The organism is Lelliottia sp. GFLA7 (assembly GCF_056490165.1).
In genome coordinates, this window is record NZ_JBWLAQ010000006.1 from 136,120 (window position 1) to 155,010 (window position 18,891).

Sequence of the window (18,891 nt, forward strand, 5' to 3'; positions counted from 1 at the left end):
GTTTTTCTCTCGCCAGATCGATAATTCTTGTCGTCTTAAAACGTAATACAGGTCGCACCCTGTTCAGCGCCGGAAAGTTTCTCGCGCAGCGCACTGAACATTTCGCGCCCTGTTCCCACACGCGACGCGCTCAGGTCAGGAATATGCGGCTTACGGGCTTCAAGTTCGGCTTCATCCACCAGCAGGGTCAATTCGCCTGTCTGGCCATTGACGCGGATGATGTCGCCATCGCGGACTTTCGCCAGCAACCCGCCATCATAGGCTTCGGGAGTGACGTGAATCGCTGATGGCACTTTACCTGATGCGCCAGAGAGTCGTCCATCGGTGACCAACGCAATTTTGAAACAGCGGTCCAATAATACACCAAGTGGCGGCATAAGTTTATGTAATTCTGGCATGCCGTTCGCTTTTGGTCCCTGATGACGCACCACCACCACGCAGTCTTTGTTTAACAGTCCGGCTTCGAAAGCCGGTAATACGTCATGCTGACTTTCGAAAATAATGGCCGGCGCTTCAACCACCTGGTTTTCAACCGGCACTGCAGAGGTTTTCATGACCGCGCGGCCGAGGTTCCCGCTCAGCACTTTGGTGCCGCCATGACGGGAGAACGGTTTGTCAAACGTCGCAATAACGGTTTCATCAAGAGGCTCACGCGCACCGTCGCGCCAGTCCAGTTCGCCGTTTTTCAGCCACGGTTCCATGGTGTAGCGCTGCAGGCCAAAGCCCGCTACGGTGTTAACGTCTTCGTGCAGCAGACCGCCTTTCAGCAATTCGCGGATCAGAACCGGTACGCCGCCTGCCGCCTGGAAATGGTTGATGTCAGCCGGGCCGTTCGGGTAGAGACGTGCCATCAGCGGAACCACATCGGAAAGTTCAGAGAAGTCATCCCAGTTAATCAGAATGCCCGCGGCACGTGCCATCGCCACCAGGTGCATAGTGTGGTTCGTTGATCCGCCCGTCGCCAGCAACGCGACAATACCGTTTACCACCACTTTTTCGTCAACCATTTTGCCGAGCGGCATCCACTCGTTTCCATTGCCGGTCAAGCGTGTGACCTGACGCGCTGCTGCTTCAGTCAACGCCTGGCGCAGCGGAGCATCCGGTTGAATGAACGACGAACCCGGCAACTGCATGCCCATAAATTCAACGACCATCTGATTGGTGTTGGCTGTACCATAGAACGTACAGGTACCCGGTGCGTGATAAGAGGCCGCTTCTGCTTCAAGTAGGGCACTACGATCGGCTTTGCCCTCGGCATAAAGCTGACGAATGCGCACTTTTTCTTTATTCGGCAGGCCGCTCGCCATTGGGCCTGAGGGGACAAAAATAGCGGGTAAATGACCGAACGAGAGCGCAGCCATTGCCAGGCCCGGGACGATTTTATCGCAGACGCCAAGGTATAACGCGCCATCAAACATGTTGTGGGATAAACCGACCGCTGCTGACATGGCGATAATTTCGCGGCTCAGCAGTGACAACTCCATGCCGTCCTGCCCCTGCGTTACACCATCGCACATCGCCGGAACACCGCCTGCGACTTGCCCGACCGCGTTGGCGCTGTGCAGCGCTTTGCGGATGATTTCTGGATAGTGTTCGTAGGGTTGATGCGCGGACAACATGTCGTTGTAGGAGGTGATAATCGCAATATTGTTACGCAGCATGCTTTTCAGCGACGCTTTATCTTCTGGCTGACAGGCGGCAAACCCGTGGGCCAGATTACCGCAGGCCAGCTGGGAGCGATGGACGGTGTCGGTTTTGGCCTGCTGGATGCGGGCGAGATAGGCAGAACGTGTCTTTTCCGAACGTTCAATAATACGTTGCGTTACCCGTAACATTACTGGATTCATAAAGGCTCCTCAAATTTATCTGTCCGTGCTCGTGGTTAACAAGGTGACGCGCATGCATTAACAAGGCTGAAACGCTTGTGGTCAGGAGCTCAGGGGCAAAATCTCTGAGGGCAGTGTAATAAAAAAAGCTCCGCGGGTGAATCCACACGGAGCTTAAATGCTTAAAAATTGTGCCACAAGCTGTGTTAGATCATGTTACCGGTAAAATAACCCCTTAGGATTATCAGCCAGATCTACTCAAACTCGTTCCAGGAGCGGCCATCACGGGTGATCATCGCGACAGACGCAACGGGTCCCCAGGTGCCTGCCTGATACGGTTTAGGCGCATCCTGATCGGCAGCCCACGCTTCTGTGATGGAGTCGACCCATTTCCAGGCTTCTTCCACTTCATCGCGACGCACAAACAGCGCCTGTATACCGCGCATGGTTTCCAGCAGCAGACGTTCGTAAGCATCAGCAAGGTGCGTTTCGTTGAAGGTTTCGGAGTAGCTCAGATCCAGTTTGGTGGTCTGCAGGTTGTGCTTGTGATCCAGACCTGGCACTTTGTTCAGAACCTGAATATCGACACCTTCGTCAGGCTGCAGCCGAATGGTCAGTTTGTTCTGCGGCAGTTCTTGCCAGGACTCTTTGAACAAATTCAGCTCTGGATTTTTGAAATACACCACGACTTCGGAACATTTCGTCGGCAGGCGTTTCCCGGTGCGCAGATAGAACGGAACACCCGCCCAGCGCCAGTTATCAATATCCACACGGATAGCGACAAAGGTCTCGGTGTTGCTGGACTTATTCGCGCCCTCTTCTTCCAGATAGCCCGGTACTTTTTTGCCCTGCGCAAAGCCCGCTGTGTACTGGCCACGGACGGTTTTCTCACGGACATTCGTGCGATCGATACGGCGCAGAGACTTCAGAACTTTCACTTTCTCGTCACGAATGTTATCCGCTGACAGGTCCGACGGCGGCGACATTGCAATCATGCACAGGATTTGCAGAAGGTGGTTCTGGATCATATCGCGCATCTGGCCGGCCTGGTCGAAATAGCCCCAGCGCCCTTCGATGCCCACTTCTTCGGCCACGGTGATTTCGACGTGATCGATAGTGCGGTTATCCCAGTTATTGGCAAACAGGGAGTTCGCAAAACGCAGCGCCAGCAGGTTCAGCACCGTCTCTTTACCGAGATAGTGGTCGATACGATAGACCTGACACTCTTCGAAATATTCGCCCACCTGATCGTTGATTTCGCGTGAAGTCGCCAGCGAGGTACCCAGCGGTTTTTCCATCACGACGCGCGCAGGTTTTGCGTTCAGTTTCGCTTCCCCCAGGCCTTTGCAGATCGCGCCAAACGTGCTTGGCGGCATGGCGAAGTAGTTGATGGTTACGCGGTTTTCCTGGTCAAGCATCTTACCGAGGCGTCCGAACGCGGTGGTATCGTTGACATCCAGGTTGCAGAAATCAAGACGTTTGCTCAGCGCATCCCATAAACTTTCATCGATTTTCTCTTTCATGAACGTTTCGAGCGCTTCACGCACCACTTTGGTGTAGGCGTCTTTATCCCAGTCGGCGCGACCCACACCCAGGATGCGAGTTTCCGGGTGGATCTGGCCTGCTTTTTCCAGTTGATACAGGGAAGGCAGCAATTTTCGGCGTGCAAGATCGCCTTTCGCGCCGAAAATGACCAGGTCACATGCCTGGGCTGTTTGCGTTACCGCCATGTCATTCTCCTCAGTTGGATCCCCTGGTGCTTATGCCAGGATATCGTTGTAATTTTATTACAATGCACTGTACTGCTTTTACGTCATTCCCGAAACCATTTGCGCTTATCCTCACGTGCGATAACGCGTTTTTTCGCTGTTTATCCGTTTCAGTTAGGGGAATCACGATGAAACCGTTGAATCTTTGTTCGACCTGATTTTTGCCAAAACTCGACAGCGATCAAGTAATGAAAAAAAACAACAACTTTTAATGTCGTTCATTAGCCCTCGACAAGGCCGGAGGGGTATATTCTTCCTCATTAGAATCACGATTTCTTCTATTAATGAAATCGCTTCCACACGTGAGCGCCTTGTCATAATGAACATGCTGGAAAAAATCCAGTTTCAACTGGAACACCTTAGCAAATCCGAGCGAAAAGTGGCTGAAGTGATTCTCGCCTCCCCTGCTCAGGCCATTCATTCAAGCATCGCTACGCTGGCACAAGAATCCGGTGTGAGCGAGCCCACCGTTAACCGCTTTTGCCGCAGTCTGGAAACACGCGGTTTTCCCGATTTTAAACTGCATCTGGCGCAAAGTCTGGCAAACGGCACGCCTTATGTAAATCGCAATGTCGATGAAGATGACAGCGTTGAAGCCTACACCGGTAAAATTTTCGAATCGGCGATGGCAACGCTCGATCACGTTCGCCAGTCGCTGGACAGAACGTCAATCAATCGCGCCGTGGATTTGCTCACCCAGGCGAAAAAGATTGCCTTCTTTGGTCTTGGCTCATCCGCCGCGGTCGCGCATGATGCGATGAACAAATTTTTCCGTTTTAACGTACCGGTTATCTATTCCGATGACATCGTGCTGCAACGCATGAGCTGTATGAATTGCGATGAAGATGATGTGGTCGTGCTAATCTCGCACACAGGGCGGACCAAAAGTCTGGTCGAACTGGCGCAGCTAGCGCGTGAAAACGATGCCATGGTCATCGCAATCACCACCGCTGGCACTCCACTGGCGCGAGAAGCCACCTTAGCCATTACGCTTGACGTACCCGAAGATACGGACGTCTACATGCCTATGGTGTCTAGGCTGGCGCAGTTAACCGTCATTGATGTACTGGCAACCGGTTTTACGCTGCGTCGTGGAGCAAAATTCCGAGATAACTTGAAGCGGGTCAAAGAAGCGCTTAAGGAATCGCGTTTTGATAAAGAGTTGCTCATTAAGGGCGATGTACCCTAAATGATGTTATAAGGTTGTTACTTTTTTCGGTATTCGGTAAGTTTCTACACAGCGCCGAATCAATGTTCACGCAACACCAAAGTTGTTTCAGTCAACGGAGTATTACATGTCCAGAAGGCTTCGCAGAACCAAGATCGTTACCACCTTAGGTCCGGCTACCGACCGCGATAATAATCTCGAGAAAATTATTGCCGCAGGCGCCAACGTGGTACGCATGAACTTCTCTCACGGTACACCTGAAGACCACAAATTACGTGCAGACAAAGTCCGTGAGATCGCGGCTAAACTGGGGCGTCACGTGGCTATCCTCGGCGACCTGCAGGGTCCGAAGATCCGCGTGTCGACCTTTAAAGAAGGCAAAGTTTTCCTCAATATCGGCGACAAATTCCTCTTAGATGCCAACCTGGGTAAAGGTGAAGGCGATAAAGAGAGAGTCGGCATTGACTATAAAGGTCTGCCCGCTGACGTTGTGCCAGGCGATATCCTGCTGCTTGATGATGGTCGCGTACAGCTGAAAGTGCTGGAAGTTCAGGGCATGAAAGTGTTCACCGAAGTCACCGTGGGTGGCCCGCTGTCGAACAATAAAGGCATCAACAAACTGGGCGGCGGTCTGTCTGCAGAAGCGCTGACCGAAAAAGATAAAGCCGATATCATCACTGCCGCGCAGATCGGCGTCGACTATCTGGCCGTCTCCTTCCCGCGCTGCGGCGAAGATCTGAATTATGCTCGTCGTCTGGCGCGCGATGCAGGCTGCGATGCAAAAATCGTCGCGAAAGTCGAACGTGCAGAAGCCGTTTGCAGCCAGGACGCCATGGACGATGTGATTCTGGCCTCCGACGTGGTAATGGTGGCTCGTGGCGATCTGGGTGTCGAAATTGGCGATCCAGAACTGGTAGGTATTCAGAAAGCGCTTATTCGCCGCGCGCGTCAGCTTAACCGCTCGGTGATCACCGCGACTCAGATGATGGAGTCAATGATTACCAATCCGATGCCAACGCGTGCAGAAGTCATGGACGTGGCAAACGCCGTGCTGGATGGGACCGATGCCGTCATGCTGTCGGCGGAAACAGCAGCGGGTCAATACCCTGCTGAAACCGTTGCTGCTATGGCGCGCGTGTGCCTGGGCGCTGAGAAGATCCCAAGCATTAACGTCTCTAAGCACCGCCTGGATATTCAGTTCGACAATGTGGAAGAAGCGATTTCCATGTCCGCGATGTACGCGGCAAACCATCTGAAAGGCGTAACCGCCATCATTACCATGACGGAATCAGGCCGTACGGCGCTGATGACGTCACGTATCAGCTCTGGTCTGCCAATCTTCGCCATGTCCCGCCATGAGCGCACGCTGAACCTGACGACGCTGTACCGTGGCGTCACGCCAGTGTACTTCGACAGCACAAGTGATGGCGTTGCGGCGGCTAACGATGCTGTTAACTTGCTGCGAGACAAAGGCTATCTGGTGTCTGGCGATATCGTTATCGTGACCCAGGGCGACGTGATGAGCACCATCGGCTCAACGAACACCACGCGTGTAATGACTGTCGAGTAAATGCGTTAGCTGTCGTGCATAAAAAAATCCCCCGTTTCCGGGGGATTTTTTATTTCTTCGGATATAACTCTTTACGCCGGTAAGGTTCTTTTTCGCCCGGCTTACGCGTTTTCAGGAGTTTGAGGATCCAGGTGTACTGTTCTGGATGCGGCCCCACCAGAATCTCGACCTCTTCATTCATGCGACGCGCAATCGTGTGATCATCTGCGGTGAGCAAATCATCCATAGGTGGGCGGACTTCAATAGTCAATCGATGGGTTTTCCCGTTGTAGATAGGGAACAGCGGTACGACGCGTGCGCCACACACTTTCATCAAACGGCCTATCGCGGGCAGCGTCGCTTTGTAGGTAGCAAAGAAATCAACAAACTCGCTATGTTCAGGGCCATGATCCTGGTCCGGCAAATAGTAACCCCAATACCCCTGACGAATAGATTTGATAAAGGGTTTAATGCCATCGTTACGTGCATGCAAGCGCCCACCAAAGCGGCGACGAACGGTGTTCCAGACGTAATCGAAAATCTTGTTGCCCTGATTATGGAACATCGCCGCCATTTTCTGGCCCTGCGATGCCATTAACATGGCGGGAATATCTACGCCCCAACCGTGCGGCACCAGAAAAATCACTTTCTCATCGTTGCGACGCATCTCGTCGATGATTTCCAGTCCTTTCCAGTCGACCCGATTCATCACTTTTTCGGGTCCACGTAACGCCAGTTCACCCATCATCGCCATCGCCTGCGGTGCGGTCGTGAACATGTCATCGATAATCGCTTCGCGTTCGGCGTCGGTTTTTTCCGGAAAACAGTAGTAAAGGTTAATTTGCGCCCGGCGACGGGCACTTTTACCGAATCGACCAGCAAGTAAACCCATTTTACCGAGCATAGGGTCACGTACAGCGGCGGGAAGTAAGGCTATACCTGCAAAGGCATAAACACCAAGCCAGGCACCCCAGTGGCGCGGATGGCGAAACGATTTCTCAAACTCGGGAATGTATTCAATATTGTTTTTTTGGGTTTCCATGCTGGTTCCAGGGTCTGGTGACGCACAAAATTATAATGAGGTAGTTTAGCGAGGCAGGCTCAAAGGCACAAAAGAAAAAGCCGGCGCATGTTCGCACCGGCTTTCTAAATGCAAGAGAACTAGTCGAAACGCAGCTGCGGCATTACTTCTTTCACCTGCGCCAGGTAATCGCTGCGATCTTTACCGGTCAGCCCTTCGGTGCGCGGCAATTTAGCCGTCAACGGGTTAACCGCCTGCTGGTTTATCCACACTTCGTAGTGCAGATGTGGCCCCGTTGAGCGCCCGGTGTTGCCTGAAAGCGCGATGCGGTCACCACGTTTCACCTTCTGACCCGGCTGAACCAGCAGTTTACGCAGGTGCATATAGCGGGTGGTGTAGGTGCGACCGTGACGAACGGCAACGTAATACCCTGCAGCGCCGCTGCGTTTTGCGATCACCACTTCACCATCACCGACCGAAAGCACTGGCGTACCTTGCGGCATCGCGAAGTCAACACCACGGTGTGGCGCGACGCGCCCGGTTACCGGGTTCAGACGACGTGGATTAAAGTTGGAGGAAATACGGAACTGCTTTGACGTTGGGAAACGCAGGAAGCCTTTCGCCAGCCCGGTCCCGTTACGGTCGTAGAATTTGCCGTCTTCTGCGCGAATCGCGTAATAATCTTTACCTTCAGATCGTAAACGCACGCCCATCAGTTGGCTCTGCTCGCGCTTGCCGTCCAGCATTTCGCGGGACATCAAAATAGAAAACTCGTCGCCTTTTTTCAGCTTACGGAAATCCATCTGCCACTGCATCGCTTTGATGACGGAGCTGATTTCACCGCTAGTTAAACCGGCGTCACGAGCGCTGGCCACAAAACTGCCGCCAACGGTGCCTTTCAGCACGTTATTAACCCAGTCGCCCTGCTGCATTTCGCTGGTCATTTTGAAACCGTTTCCAGCACGATCGTAGGTTCGGGTTTCGCGACGGGAGACTTCCCAGGTCAGGCGCTGTAAATCACCGTCGTTAGTCAGCGTCCAGGAAAGCTGTTGACCAATTTTCAGGTTACGTAATTCTTTATCGGAGGCAGCAAGCTGGCTGATATCGCCCATCTCAATGCCGTACTGATTCAATACGCTGCTGAGTGTATCCCCTGTCGAAACGACGTATTCGTGGATACCGGCTTCATTTGCAGTTTTGTCATCCAGTTCATCCTGAGGGATAGCTTCATCTTCCTGCGGAGCTTGATCGATTGGCTCACTGGCTTCAGGTAGCAACGAACGGATTTCATTCTTTTCCAGCTCGATGGTTTTGACGATAGGGGCTGAATGCGGGTGGTACACATAGGGCCGCCAGACGGCGACCGCTAAAGTGAGAACTGTAAGAGACCCCAGCATGACGCGGTGGGGTCTAGGCAGATTGTTAAATGCCAGGGCGACAGAGCGGGCTATCTGTTGCACGTATTCACTTCCTCGTTAATCTCCTTTCAGGCAGCTTGAATACTGGTTCGCCAATTGGCTGAGAAACTGCGAGTAGCTCGTTTTGCTCAACGTAATATTGGTTCCAAGCGGGTCCAGGGTTCCCATGCGCACGGAAGTTCCCCTGGCCACGGCTTCAACGACCGCTGGCCTGAACTGTGGCTCAGCAAAAACGCATGTCGCTTTTTGCTCAACCAACTGTGTTCTTATTTCATGTAAACGCTGCGCACCAGGCTGGATTTCCGGGTTGACGGTGAAATGCCCCAGCGGGGTCAGACCGTAGTGTTTTTCATAGTAGCCATAAGCATCATGAAAAACGAAATACCCTTTTCCTTTCAATGGTGCGAGCTCGTTACCTACCTGCTTATCGGTTGCGGCTAATTGTGCCTCAAAATCCTTCAGGTTGGCGTCTAGTTTGGCTCGACTTTGCGGCATAAGTTCCACTAATTTATCGTGGATTGCAACCGCTGAGAGCCGCGCTATCTCTGGAGAGAGCCAAAGATGCATGTTGTACTCGCCATGATGGTGATGGTCGTCACCTTTTTCACCCTGGCCGTGGTCGTGCCCTTCGTCATGATCGTCGTCATCTGACCCTTTCATGAGCAGTGGTTTCACACCGGCAAGTTCAGCGATAGTGACCTTTTTCTGCGCAGGTGTCTGGCTTGCGGATTTCTGCATGAACGCTTCCATCTCTGGACCAATCCACACCACTAAGTCCGCGTTCTGTAAGCGTTTTGCATCAGATGGACGCAGTGAATAGTCATGTTCAGACGCACCGTCAGGCAGCAATACTTGCGTTTCAGTGACGCCATCGGCGATGGCAGAAGCGATGAATCCCAGCGGTTTAAGCGAAGCGACAACGGCGGCGTTAACATCTTGTGCTGTGGAGCCCAAAAGGGCAGCGGATAATGCTGCGAAAAGAAGCGTATTTTTATGTAACATAATGCAACTTATGATCGTAATGAATGAGTTGGGTGTGATATTATAACATTCGATGACTTCTGCAAGCTTAAATTGACATGATGAATTTAGTTTCTCTCGAAAATATCTCGGTCTCATTCGGTCAGCGCCGCGTCCTTTCTGACGTGTCCCTGAATCTGAAACCGGGCAAAATACTGACGTTGCTCGGCCCCAATGGTGCAGGTAAATCGACGCTGGTTCGCGTGGTTCTTGGTCTGGTAGCACCTGACACGGGCGTCATCAAGCGCGACGAAAAACTGCGAATTGGCTACGTCCCGCAAAAGTTACACCTGGACTCTACCCTGCCGCTGACCGTGAGTCGTTTTCTGCGACTGCGCCCCGGTACGCGTAAAGCCGATATTCTCCCTGCGCTAAAGCGCGTTCAGGCAGGCCATCTGATTGAAGCCCCCTTGCAGAAACTCTCGGGTGGCGAGACGCAGCGCGTATTACTGGCGCGAGCGTTGCTAAGCCAACCGCAGCTTCTGGTGCTCGATGAACCGACTCAAGGCGTGGATGTTAACGGCCAGGTTGCGCTGTACGACTTAATTGACCAACTCCGTCGCGAGCTGGATTGCGCCGTGCTGATGGTTTCGCACGATCTGCATTTGGTGATGGCAAAAACCGACGAAGTGCTCTGCCTGAACCATCACATCTGCTGTTCAGGTACGCCTGAAGTGGTATCCATGCACCCGGAGTTTATTTCGATGTTTGGCTCGCGCGGTGCCGAACAGCTGGGGATTTATCGCCACAACCATAATCATCGCCATGATTTACAGGGACGGATTGTCCTGCGTCGGGGAAATGGACACTCATGATTGAATTGTTATTACCCGGCTGGCTTGCCGGGATTATGCTCGCCTGCGCGGCGGGACCGCTGGGTTCATTTGTCGTCTGGCGTCGAATGTCCTATTTCGGCGATACGCTGGCACATGCTTCACTGTTAGGCGTGGCATTTGGTTTACTGCTAGATGTGAATCCATTCTATGCGGTCATTGCCGTCACGTTGATGCTGGCCGCGGGTCTGGTGTGGCTCGAAAAACGCCCTCACCTCGCAGTCGATACCCTGTTGGGTATTATGGCGCACAGCGCGTTGTCTCTTGGCCTGGTGGTGGTGAGCCTGATGTCGAACATTCGTGTCGATTTGATGGCTTATCTGTTTGGCGATTTGTTGGCGGTGACACCAGAAGATCTGATCTTTATCGCGATTGGCGTTGTGATTGTGCTGGGGATTTTGCTGTGGCAGTGGCGCAATTTGCTCGCCATGACCGTGAGTGAGGATTTGGCCTTTGTCGATGGCGTTAAGCTTCAGCGCGTGAAGCTGTTGCTGATGCTGGTGACCGCGCTGACAATTGGCGTCGCAATGAAATTTGTCGGCGCACTGATTATCACGTCATTACTGATTATTCCGGCCGCGACGGCACGTCGTTTTGCTCGCACACCTGAGCAAATGGCGGGAGTCGCCGTGGTTATCGGCATGATTGCGGTAACGGGTGGATTAACCTTCTCGGCGTTTTACGATACGCCTGCTGGCCCGTCGGTGGTGCTCTGCGCCGCGCTGATGTTTATCTTCAGCATGATGAAAAAGCCCGCAAGTTGACGTGAATACCCTCTCCCAACGGAGAGGGTAAAAAAACGTTAAGGCATTTCCGGAGGGGTGATGCCAAAGTGGTTCCACGCACGCACCGTCGCCATACGTCCACGCGGGGTGCGCTGCAAAAAGCCCTGCTGAATCAGATAGGGTTCCAGAACGTCCTCAATCGTTTCGCGCTCTTCACCAATCGCCGCCGCCAGGTTATCCAGCCCGACCGGCCCACCAAAGAATTTATCCAGAATCGCCAGCAACAGCTTGCGGTCCATATAATCAAAACCTTCGGCATCAACGTTAAGCATATCCAGCGCCTGAGCCGCGACGTCCAGGGAGATCGTCCCATCGTGTTTCACTTCAGCAAAATCGCGCACGCGCCGCAGCAGACGGTTGGCGATACGTGGCGTACCACGAGAGCGCTTCGCCACTTCAAATGCGCCCTCATCGCTGAGTTCCAGGCCCATAAACCGGGCGCTGCGACCCACGATATATTGCAGATCGGGCACCTGATAAAATTCAAGACGCTGCACAATACCGAAACGATCGCGAAGCGGTGAGGTCAAGGAACCTGCCCGCGTCGTCGCGCCGATGAGGGTAAACGGCGGCAGGTCGATTTTAATAGAGCGCGCCGCAGGCCCTTCGCCAATCATGATATCCAGCTGATAGTCTTCCATTGCCGGATACAGCACTTCTTCGACCACTGGCGAGAGGCGGTGGATCTCGTCGATAAACAGAACATCGTGCGGCTCAAGGTTAGTGAGCATTGCCGCCAAATCCCCTGCCTTTTCCAGCACCGGGCCTGACGTGGTACGCAAATTAACGCCCATCTCGTTAGCGACAATATTCGCTAACGTGGTTTTCCCCAGTCCTGGCGGGCCAAAAATCAGCAGATGATCGAGTGCTTCACCACGAAGCTTCGCCGCCTGGATAAAGATTTCCATTTGCGAGCGTACCTGCGGCTGGCCGATGTACTCCTCCAGAAGCTTAGGGCGTATGGCGCGATCCACCACATCTTCTGGCTGGTTGCTGGCTGCCGATATCAGGCGGTCTGCTTCAATCATCCTTTACCTCACAATGCAGCGCGGAGCGCTTCACGAATCAGGGTTTCGCTGTTAGCGTCGGGTTTGGCGATTTTACTCACCATACGGCTGGCTTCCTGAGGCTTATAGCCCAATGCAACCAGCGCAGCCACCGCTTCTTGCTCCGCATCGTCTGACGTTGGGCCGTTCGGAGACGTCAACACCAGATCGGCGGCTGGCGTGAACAGATCGCCATGCAAGCCTTTAAATCGGTCTTTCATTTCGACAATCAGTCGCTCGGCGGTTTTTTTGCCAATGCCTGGCAGTTTAATCAATGCAGCGGGATCTTCACGCTCAACGGCATTCACAAACTGGTGCGCAGACATGCCGGACAAAATGGCCAGCGCGAGTTTCGGTCCAACGCCGTTGGTTTTAATCAGCTCACGGAACAGCATGCGTTCCTGCTTATTGTTGAAACCATACAGCAGCTGCGCATCTTCACGCACCACAAATTGGGTGAAGATGATGGCTTCTTTGCCTGCGTCCGGAAGTTCATAGAAACAGGTCATCGGCATATGGACTTCATACCCCACGCCTCCTGTTTCAAGCAGGACCAACGGGGGTTGTTTTTCAAGAATAATGCCTCTGAGTCTGCCAATCACATGACGCTCCTGCGTAAAGGGCTAAAGATTTACCGCCATCATAAAAAAAGGCTGGATGTTTATCCAGCCTGATTTGTGATTATCGTAACCGACCTCGCGCCAGACTGAGCCGAGACTCACTCATTTGCATGGAGTTTTGGGTTACGTGACAGTGCGTTATCGCAATGGCCAGCGCATCCGCGGCATCCGCTTGCGGATTCGCCGGGAGTTTAAGCAAGGTACGCACCATGTGCTGCACCTGGCTTTTATCAGCACCGCCAGTACCTACCACGGTCTGCTTGACCTGACGCGCCGCATATTCGAACACGGGCAAGTCCTGGTTGACTGCCGCAACGATCGCGACCCCGCGAGCCTGGCCCAATTTCAGTGCTGAATCGGCATTTTTCGCCATAAACACCTGCTCGATGGCGAAGAAGTCGGGCTGAAACTGGGTGATGATTTCCGACACGCCCGCGTAAATCAACTTGAGACGCGAGGGTAAATCATCAACTTTGGTGCGAATGCACCCGCTGCCAAGATAGGTTAACTGACGCCCGACCTGGCGAATAACGCCATAACCGGTGATGCGTGAGCCGGGGTCAATCCCGAGGATAATCGACATCACGCATCTCCTGTAAGGGGTTCAGAGGCTCTCATCAGAGAGTCGCTGCAACCTCATCAGAAATTTCACCGTTATGGTAAACTTCCTGCACGTCATCACAGTCTTCGAGCATGTCGATCAGACGCAGCAGTTTTGGCGCGGTTTCCGCATCCATGTCCGCTTTGGTTGATGGAATCATGGACACTTCCGCGTTATCCGCTTTCAGACCCATTGCAGCCAGTGCATCACGCACAGCGCCCATCTCTTCCCACGCGGTGTAGACATCAATCGCGCCGTCATCAAAGGTCACAACGTCTTCAGCACCGGCTTCAAGCGCGGCTTCCATAATCGCATCTTCATCGCCCGCATCGAAAGAGATAACCCCTTTCTTGCTGAACAGATAGGCTACGGAACCGTCAGTGCCCAGGTTACCACCGGTTTTGGTGAAGGCATGACGCACTTCGGCAACGGTACGGTTACGGTTGTCAGACAGACACTCGACCATAACCGCTGTTCCGCCAGGACCGTAACCTTCATAAATGATGGTTTCCATGTTCGCGTCGTCATCGCCGCCCACGCCACGCGCGATGGCGCGGTTCAGGGTGTCACGCGTCATGTTGTTCGCCAGCGCTTTGTCGATAGCCGCGCGCAGACGTGGGTTGGAACCCGCATCACCGCCGCCCAGACGCGCTGCTGTCACCAGCTCACGAATGATCTTTGTGAAAATTTTACCGCGCTTGGCATCCTGTGCCGCTTTGCGGTGCTTTGTGTTGGCCCACTTACTATGACCTGCCATAAAAAGTTCTCCAAAATTATCCTTCGCCTTTCAACTTCCAGATGCGTTGGCTGCGCCTGCTTAAGCCCGTCACTTACTGAAGTAAGCGCCTGGCGATTAACGGCTTTACCGCCTTGCCGGAAACGAAAATGCTCGGAAATTAATTAACATTAATTACAAATTCTTCAATCGCCTGCCGATTGCTCCACGACTTGGTGAGCGCTGCGGCCTCTGTCGCATCAACCCAGCGGTAGGTCAAATGTTCCGTGAACACAATTTCCCGTTCGTGGGGCAGCGCAAGACAGAACCATGATTCCGTATTACGCTGAATTCCCGGCGCATAGCGATGACGTAAATGGCTAAAAATTTCAAACTCCACCGTGCGCTGGCAGTTCATCAAGGTCAGTTGCTCGTCGGCAACATCAATCAGGACCTCTTCCTTTACTTCGCGCGCGGCGGCCTGCAGCGCGGTTTCACCCTCTTCCAGACTGCCGGTTACCGACTGCCAGAAATCAGGATCGTCGCGCCGCTGCAACATCAGCACCCGTCTGGTGTCGGCTGCAAAAATGACGACTAACACCGAAACGGGACGCTTAAAGGCCATATCAGTTTTTCTCTTCCTTCTTCACCACGTCGATACCCAGTTCAGCTAAAGATGCCGGGTTAGCGAAACTTGGCGCTTCGGTCATCAGACACGCAGCGGCAGTGGTTTTCGGGAAGGCGATAACGTCACGGATGTTATCGGTGCCGGTCAGCAGCATCGTCAGACGATCCAAACCAAACGCCAGACCCGCGTGTGGTGGAGTACCGTACTTCAGCGCATCCAGCAGGAAGCCAAACTTCTCGCGCTGCTCTTGCTCATTGATACCCAGAATGCCGAACACAGTCTGCTGCATTTCACCGCTGTGAATACGCACTGAACCGCCGCCGACTTCATAGCCGTTAATAACCATATCGTAGGCGTTAGCAATCGCAGTTTCTGGCGCTGCTTTCAGCTCGTCGGCATTCATGTCTTTCGCGGAAGTGAACGGGTGGTGCATTGCGGTCAAGCCGCCTTCACCGTCGTCTTCAAACATTGGGAAGTCGATAACCCACAGCGGCGCCCATTTGGCTTCGTCGGTCAGGCTCAGGTCTTTACCCAGTTTGAGACGCAGCGCACCGAGTGCATCCGCAACCACTTTTTTGTTATCCGCGCCGAAGAAGATCATATCGCCGTCCTGTGCGCCCGTGCGCTCAAGAATGGACTCAACGATTTCTGCGTTAAGGAATTTAGCAACCGGGCTGGTAATGCCCTCAATGCCTTTCGCACGTTCGGTGACTTTAATATACGCCAGCCCTTTCGCGCCGTAGATCTTCACGAAATTGCCGTAGTCGTCAATTTGTTTACGGCTCAAGCTTGCGCCGCCAGGAACGCGCAGTGCAGCCACACGGCCTTTCGCATCGTTAGCCGGGCCGGAGAAGACCGCAAACTCAACCGCTTTGAGCAGGTCAGCAACGTCCACCAGCTCCATCGGGTTGCGCAGATCCGGTTTATCAGAACCGTAACGACGTTCCGCTTCAGCAAAGGTCATGATCGGGAAATCGCCCAGATCCACACCTTTAACATCAAGCCACAGGCTGCGAACCAGCGCTTCCATCAGCTCACGCACTTGCGGCGCGGTCATGAAGGAGGTTTCGACGTCGATCTGGGTAAATTCAGGCTGACGGTCTGCGCGCAAGTCTTCATCACGGAAACATTTTACGATCTGATAGTAGCGATCGAAGCCCGACATCATCAGCAGCTGTTTGAACAGCTGAGGAGACTGTGGCAATGCGTAGAATTTGCCTTTATGGACGCGTGAAGGGACCAGATAGTCGCGCGCACCTTCTGGCGTGGCTTTGGTCAGCATCGGGGTTTCGATATCCAGGAAACCGTGATCGTCCATAAAGCGGCGCACCAGGCTGGTGATCTTGGCGCGCGTTTTCAGGCGTTGAGCCATTTCCGGACGACGCAGATCCAGATAACGGAATTTCAGACGCGCTTCTTCGGTATTGACGTGGTTGGAGTCAAGCGGCAGCGATTCTGAACGGTTGATGATGGTCAGATCGGACGCGAGCACTTCGATTTCACCGGTTGCCATGTCCGCATTGATATTTTTTTCGTCACGCGCACGCACGGTGCCGGTAACCTGGATGCAGAACTCATTACGCAGTTCGGAGGCCAGTTTTAACGCCTCTGCACGATCCGGATCGAAGAACACCTGAACGATGCCTTCACGATCGCGTAAATCGATGAAGATTAGGCTACCAAGGTCACGACGACGGTTGACCCAACCACACAAGGTCACCTGCTGTCCGACGTGGGACTGACGTAACTGCCCGCAATATTCTGTACGCATGAGATATCCCTTAATTTAGCCGCAGGCTAAATGTCGCCTGTTTGACAGGCTACTATGTCGCAGCTTTCTGTATGTCACTAATGGGTGAAAAAAGGCGGCTATTATACTGGAAATTCCGCCGTACGATAAGAGAGAAGCGCGCCAGACGCGCGATTGCTGCACTCTTATTGCGCATTCTCACAAAAATTAACAAAATTATCCGATCTTCAACAGGCTTTCTCGTCGTAAGGTGTTACCTAAGCTAATTATTTGACTGGAGTTAACATGTTCACACTGGATGCTACCAAAACCGCGCTTGTGGTGATTGATTTACAGGAAGGCATTTTGCCCTTCGCCGGAGGCCCTCATGCGGCGGCGGACGTCGTCAGCCGCAGTGCGCGACTCGCTGAGAAGTGCCGCGAAACCGGTTCACCCGTGGTGATGGTGCGTGTGGGCTGGTCTGCGGATTTTGCCGAAGCGCTGAAGCAACCTGTCGATGCGCAGACCCCAGGTCAGGCGCTGCCGGACAACTGGTGGGATTACCCGCTCGCGCTGGGCAAGCAAGATAGCGATATCGAAGTCACTAAGCGCCAGTGGGGCGCGTTCTACGGCACCGATCTAGAGCTGCAACTACGCCGTCGCGGGATCGACACCATTATTCTGTGCGGCATCGCCACGAACATCGGTGTGGAATCCACCGCGCGAAACGCCTGGGAGATGGGCTTTAATCTGGTGATCGCCGAAGACGCCTGCAGCGCAGCCGCGACTGACCAGCATATGGGCAGCATGACAAATATCTTCCCGCGTATCGGTCGCGTGCGCACGACGGAAGAGATTTTAAGCGCATTATGATTTATCTGGGCCTCCCGCAATGGTCGCACCCTAAATGGGTGCGCCTTGGCATTACTAGCCTCGAAGAGTATGCCCGACACTTTAATTGCGTCGAGGGCAACACCACGCTGTACGCACTTCCCCGAGCAGAAATTGTTGAACGCTGGCGCGAGCAAACGACCGATGATTTTCGCTTTTGCTTTAAATTTCCGGCGACAATTTCTCACAACGCCGCGCTGCGAAACTGCGGTAATCTTACGCAGGAATTCCTGGAACGAATGTCACCGCTGGCAAATCGAATCGGACAGTACTGGCTGCAACTGCCCGCCACCTTTAGTCCGCGAGATTTACCTGCGCTGTGGCAATTTCTCGATGCCCTGCCCCGCGACTTTAGCTATGGCGTTGAAGTTCGGCACCCGGAGTTTTTCGCGAAAGGCGAAGCTGAAAAAGCGTTGAATCGTGGCTTACATGAACGCGGCGTCAATCGCGTGATTTTGGATAGCCGTCCAGTGCACAGTGCTATTCCTCATAATGAAGCCATTATTGAGGCCCAGCGCAAAAAGCCGAAAGTGCCGGTTCACGCGATTGTCACCGCCAACAATCCGATGGTCAGGTTTATCGGCAGCGATAACATGCAGCAAAATCGCGATATGTTTGGCGTCTGGCTACAAACGTTGCCGAAATGGGAACAGACCACCACTCCGTATCTTTTCTTGCATACACCGGACATTGCTCAGGCCCCTGAACTGGTCGATGCTCTTTGGCAAGCCTTGCAGGCTGCCGCTCCGTCTCTCGGCCCCGCCCCCGCCATCCCACAACAATCTTCTCTTTTCTGAAATCAGCCCCTATCATAGAAGTGCCATCTGCCAAAACAACAGGGAGTTTGTATGGTCAGCGCGCTGTACGCGGTGTTAGGTGCATTACTACTGATTAAATTTTCGTTCGATGTTGTGCGCCTGAGAATGCAATACCGTGTCTCTTACGGTGACGGTGGATTTTCAGAATTACAGAGCGCGATCCGCATTCACGGCAATGCCGTGGAATATATTCCTGTTGCATTAATTCTGCTGCTGCTCATGGAAATGGACGGCGCGGAAACCTGGATGGTTCACGTCTGCGGTCTGCTGTTGATCGCCGGGCGCATCATGCATTACTACGGTTTTCATCACCGCTTATTCCGCTGGCGTCGTTCCGGCATGAGCGCAACCTGGTGCTCACTGTTACTGATGGTGCTGGCAAACCTGTGGTATATGCCTTGGGAGTTGGTTTTCTCGTTTCATTAGCGCACAATACGCCACTTTATTTTTCCCG

At 53.3% G+C, this 18,891-nt stretch carries 18 protein-coding genes; 7 read left to right on the top strand and 11 right to left on the bottom strand.

Annotated elements, in window-relative coordinates; translation table 11 throughout:
• Window positions 1-35: 35 nt before the first annotated feature.
• Window positions 36-1,847: a phosphogluconate dehydratase gene (gene edd / locus AC07RN_RS16560; protein ID WP_478336854.1), complete on the bottom strand. Its 1,812-nt coding sequence runs from the start codon at window positions 1,845-1,847 to the stop codon at window positions 36-38.
• A 233-nt stretch (window positions 1,848-2,080) separates the two neighbouring features.
• Window positions 2,081-3,556 carry a glucose-6-phosphate dehydrogenase gene (gene zwf / locus AC07RN_RS16565; RefSeq protein ID WP_235133514.1) on the bottom strand — a complete coding sequence of 492 codons (1,476 nt, stop codon included), beginning with the start codon at window positions 3,554-3,556 and terminating at the stop codon, window positions 2,081-2,083.
• 358 nt (window positions 3,557-3,914) lie between these two features.
• Between zwf and AC07RN_RS16570 the strand changes: the two genes are divergently transcribed.
• On the top strand, window positions 3,915-4,784 hold the full coding sequence (locus tag AC07RN_RS16570; RefSeq protein WP_235133515.1) for a MurR/RpiR family transcriptional regulator: 870 nt from the start codon (window positions 3,915-3,917) through the stop codon (window positions 4,782-4,784).
• A gap of 106 nt (window positions 4,785-4,890) precedes the next feature.
• Entirely contained in the window at window positions 4,891-6,333 is a 1,443-nt protein-coding gene (gene pyk / locus AC07RN_RS16575) for a pyruvate kinase (protein ID WP_059179714.1), read from the top strand.
• Between the two features lie 49 nt (window positions 6,334-6,382).
• Here pyk and lpxM read toward each other — a convergent pair whose 3' ends face one another.
• The 3 genes from lpxM to znuA all read right to left on the bottom strand — a co-directional run bounded on the left by lpxM (window position 6,383) and on the right by znuA (window position 9,753).
• On the bottom strand, window positions 6,383-7,354 hold the full coding sequence (gene lpxM / locus AC07RN_RS16580; protein WP_478336855.1) for a lauroyl-Kdo(2)-lipid IV(A) myristoyltransferase: 972 nt from the start codon (window positions 7,352-7,354) through the stop codon (window positions 6,383-6,385).
• 119 nt (window positions 7,355-7,473) lie between these two features.
• The gene (mepM, locus tag AC07RN_RS16585) at window positions 7,474-8,793 is read right to left on the bottom strand and encodes a murein DD-endopeptidase MepM (RefSeq protein ID WP_015959427.1); all 1,320 of its coding nucleotides are present in this window, start codon (window positions 8,791-8,793) and stop codon (window positions 7,474-7,476) included.
• Window positions 8,794-8,808: 15 nt separating this feature from the next.
• Window positions 8,809-9,753 carry a zinc ABC transporter substrate-binding protein ZnuA gene (gene znuA / locus AC07RN_RS16590; RefSeq protein ID WP_015959428.1) on the bottom strand — a complete coding sequence of 315 codons (945 nt, stop codon included), beginning with the start codon at window positions 9,751-9,753 and terminating at the stop codon, window positions 8,809-8,811.
• 77 nt (window positions 9,754-9,830) lie between these two features.
• Between znuA and znuC the strand changes: the two genes are divergently transcribed.
• The gene (gene znuC, locus AC07RN_RS16595) at window positions 9,831-10,586 is read left to right on the top strand and encodes a zinc ABC transporter ATP-binding protein ZnuC (protein WP_015959429.1); all 756 of its coding nucleotides are present in this window, start codon (window positions 9,831-9,833) and stop codon (window positions 10,584-10,586) included.
• On the top strand, window positions 10,583-11,368 hold the full coding sequence (znuB, locus tag AC07RN_RS16600; RefSeq protein ID WP_015959430.1) for a zinc ABC transporter permease subunit ZnuB: 786 nt from the start codon (window positions 10,583-10,585) through the stop codon (window positions 11,366-11,368). The genes znuC and znuB overlap by 4 nt, the downstream gene beginning before the upstream one ends.
• Before the next feature lie 38 nt (window positions 11,369-11,406).
• Here znuB and ruvB read toward each other — a convergent pair whose 3' ends face one another.
• From ruvB to aspS, 6 genes are all read right to left on the bottom strand, one after another.
• On the bottom strand, window positions 11,407-12,417 hold the full coding sequence (gene ruvB / locus AC07RN_RS16605; protein ID WP_015959431.1) for a Holliday junction branch migration DNA helicase RuvB: 1,011 nt from the start codon (window positions 12,415-12,417) through the stop codon (window positions 11,407-11,409).
• 8 nt (window positions 12,418-12,425) lie between these two features.
• Entirely contained in the window at window positions 12,426-13,037 is a 612-nt protein-coding gene (ruvA, locus tag AC07RN_RS16610) for a Holliday junction branch migration protein RuvA (protein WP_015959432.1), read from the bottom strand.
• A gap of 79 nt (window positions 13,038-13,116) precedes the next feature.
• On the bottom strand, window positions 13,117-13,638 hold the full coding sequence (gene ruvC, locus AC07RN_RS16615) for a crossover junction endodeoxyribonuclease RuvC (protein WP_059179706.1): 522 nt from the start codon (window positions 13,636-13,638) through the stop codon (window positions 13,117-13,119).
• Window positions 13,639-13,672: 34 nt separating this feature from the next.
• Window positions 13,673-14,413, bottom strand: a complete 741-nt coding sequence (locus AC07RN_RS16620; protein WP_015959434.1) for a YebC/PmpR family DNA-binding transcriptional regulator — start codon at window positions 14,411-14,413, stop codon at window positions 13,673-13,675.
• 139 nt (window positions 14,414-14,552) lie between these two features.
• Window positions 14,553-14,996, bottom strand: coding sequence for a dihydroneopterin triphosphate diphosphatase (gene nudB, locus AC07RN_RS16625; protein WP_015959435.1), 444 nt, complete (start codon window positions 14,994-14,996; stop codon window positions 14,553-14,555).
• Between the two features lies 1 nt (window position 14,997).
• Complete coding sequence (aspS, locus tag AC07RN_RS16630) at window positions 14,998-16,770, bottom strand: aspartate--tRNA ligase (protein WP_015959436.1); 1,773 nt, start codon at window positions 16,768-16,770, stop codon at window positions 14,998-15,000.
• A 264-nt stretch (window positions 16,771-17,034) separates the two neighbouring features.
• Here aspS and AC07RN_RS16635 point away from each other — a divergent pair, with 264 nt between their 5' ends.
• From AC07RN_RS16635 to AC07RN_RS16645, 3 genes are read left to right on the top strand one after another with little or no spacing between them, the layout of a single operon-like run.
• Window positions 17,035-17,601 carry a hydrolase gene (locus tag AC07RN_RS16635; RefSeq protein ID WP_449554152.1) on the top strand — a complete coding sequence of 189 codons (567 nt, stop codon included), beginning with the start codon at window positions 17,035-17,037 and terminating at the stop codon, window positions 17,599-17,601.
• Entirely contained in the window at window positions 17,598-18,416 is an 819-nt protein-coding gene (locus AC07RN_RS16640) for a DUF72 domain-containing protein (RefSeq protein WP_478336856.1), read from the top strand. Before AC07RN_RS16635 ends, AC07RN_RS16640 begins: the two co-directional genes overlap by 4 nt.
• A gap of 51 nt (window positions 18,417-18,467) precedes the next feature.
• Entirely contained in the window at window positions 18,468-18,863 is a 396-nt protein-coding gene (locus tag AC07RN_RS16645; RefSeq protein ID WP_015959439.1) for an MAPEG family protein, read from the top strand.
• Window positions 18,864-18,891: the final 28 nt, after the last annotated feature.

Excerpts from the sequence above, each read along its gene's own strand:
- AC07RN_RS16635 (WP_449554152.1), top strand. The coding sequence starts at position 17,035 with ATGTTCACACTGGATGCTACCAAAACCGCGCTTGTGGTGATTGATTTA.
- AC07RN_RS16640 (WP_478336856.1), top strand. The coding sequence starts at position 17,598 with ATGATTTATCTGGGCCTCCCGCAATGGTCGCACCCTAAATGGGTGCGC.
- znuB (WP_015959430.1), top strand. The coding sequence starts at position 10,583 with ATGATTGAATTGTTATTACCCGGCTGGCTTGCCGGGATTATGCTCGCC.
- aspS (WP_015959436.1), bottom strand. The coding sequence starts at position 16,770 with ATGCGTACAGAATATTGCGGGCAGTTACGTCAGTCCCACGTCGGACAG.
- ruvB (WP_015959431.1), bottom strand. The coding sequence starts at position 12,417 with ATGATTGAAGCAGACCGCCTGATATCGGCAGCCAGCAACCAGCCAGAA.
- nudB (WP_015959435.1), bottom strand. The coding sequence starts at position 14,996 with ATGGCCTTTAAGCGTCCCGTTTCGGTGTTAGTCGTCATTTTTGCAGCC.
- znuC (WP_015959429.1), top strand. The coding sequence starts at position 9,831 with ATGATGAATTTAGTTTCTCTCGAAAATATCTCGGTCTCATTCGGTCAG.
- lpxM (WP_478336855.1), bottom strand. The coding sequence starts at position 7,354 with ATGGAAACCCAAAAAAACAATATTGAATACATTCCCGAGTTTGAGAAA.
- pyk (WP_059179714.1), top strand. The coding sequence starts at position 4,891 with ATGTCCAGAAGGCTTCGCAGAACCAAGATCGTTACCACCTTAGGTCCG.
- zwf (WP_235133514.1), bottom strand. The coding sequence starts at position 3,556 with ATGGCGGTAACGCAAACAGCCCAGGCATGTGACCTGGTCATTTTCGGC.
- znuA (WP_015959428.1), bottom strand. The coding sequence starts at position 9,753 with ATGTTACATAAAAATACGCTTCTTTTCGCAGCATTATCCGCTGCCCTT.
- AC07RN_RS16620 (WP_015959434.1), bottom strand. The coding sequence starts at position 14,413 with ATGGCAGGTCATAGTAAGTGGGCCAACACAAAGCACCGCAAAGCGGCA.
- AC07RN_RS16570 (WP_235133515.1), top strand. The coding sequence starts at position 3,915 with ATGAACATGCTGGAAAAAATCCAGTTTCAACTGGAACACCTTAGCAAA.
- AC07RN_RS16645 (WP_015959439.1), top strand. The coding sequence starts at position 18,468 with ATGGTCAGCGCGCTGTACGCGGTGTTAGGTGCATTACTACTGATTAAA.
- ruvC (WP_059179706.1), bottom strand. The coding sequence starts at position 13,638 with ATGTCGATTATCCTCGGGATTGACCCCGGCTCACGCATCACCGGTTAT.
- edd (WP_478336854.1), bottom strand. The coding sequence starts at position 1,847 with ATGAATCCAGTAATGTTACGGGTAACGCAACGTATTATTGAACGTTCG.